General features: G+C 72.7%; 1 protein-coding gene and 1 pseudogene. One reads left to right on the plus strand and one right to left on the minus strand.

The features are described 5' to 3' along the window. The first annotated feature begins 71 nt into the window (after positions 1 to 71). Entirely contained in the window at positions 72 to 794 is a 723-nt protein-coding gene (locus RB628_RS40905; protein WP_318325708.1) for an FAD:protein FMN transferase, read from the plus strand. Between the two features lie 82 nt (positions 795 to 876). Here RB628_RS40905 and RB628_RS40910 read toward each other — a convergent pair. Next, positions 877 to 945, minus strand: a pseudogene (locus tag RB628_RS40910) (MBL fold metallo-hydrolase); the annotation flags it as partial.

The raw sequence follows: 945 nt of genomic DNA on the forward strand, positions 1-945 counted from the left end.
CGGCGCCACCATCACCAGCGACGGCTACAAGGAGTCCCTCCAGGCCGCCATCGACGCGAAGGGCTGACGAGATGCGGCGCGTCGAGCACATCATGGGGTTCCCGATCTCGCTGCTGATCGACGACGAGAACGCTCCGGTGGAGGCGGCGGACGCCGTGTTCACCTGGCTCCACGAGGTCGACGCGCGCTTCAGCCCCTTCAAGTCCGACAGCGAGGTGTCCCGCCTCGACCGGGGTGAGCTGGACTCCGGCGAGCTGAGCGCGGACCTCACCGAGGTGCTCGGCCTGTGCGAGGAGTACCGGGTCGCGACCAAGGGCGCCTTCGCCGTACGGCTGCCCGGCCGGGGCCTGGATCCCTGCGCGATGGTGAAGGGCTGGGCGGTGCAGCGGGCGGCGGATCTGCTGGAGTCGGCCGGCGTACGGACGTACTGCCTGAACGCCGGCGGTGACGTGGTCACCGCCGGGCGCCCCTGGCGGGTGGGTGTACGGCATCCCGAGCACGCCGACCAGCTGTGTACGGTACTGGAGATCACCGAGGGGGGTGTGGCGACCTCGGCCCGTTACGAGCGGGGCGACCACATCCTCGACGGCCGCACCGGCCGTCCGGCGACCGGGCTGCTGAGCCTGACCGTCGTGGCCCCGACGCTCACCGAGGCGGACGCCACGGCGACGGCGGCGTTCGCGATGGGCGCGGAGGGCATCGACTGGGCCGCCGCGCGCAAGGGCTGCGAGGTGTTCGCGGTGGACGCCGACCGCCAGGTCTTCCGGACCCCGGGTCTGCCGGTCGCCGCCTGAACGCCCGTACCTGCTGTGTACGACCCTGTGGGCGCCCTCCGCCGTGACGGAGGGCGCCCACAGGCGTGCGGTGTCCGTGGCGTCAGTGGCCCCGGGCGATCCACTCCTGGAGGTGCGGTGCCTCGGCTCCGATGGTGGTGGGGTCGCCGTG

Source organism: Streptomyces sp. ADMS, assembly GCF_033441795.1.
Taxonomy (GTDB): Bacteria; Actinomycetota; Actinomycetes; order Streptomycetales; family Streptomycetaceae; genus Streptomyces.

Coding starts and splice junctions, on each gene's coding strand:
- RB628_RS40905 (WP_318325708.1), top strand. CDS start 72: ATGCGGCGCGTCGAGCACATCATGGGGTTCCCGATCTCGCTGCTGATC.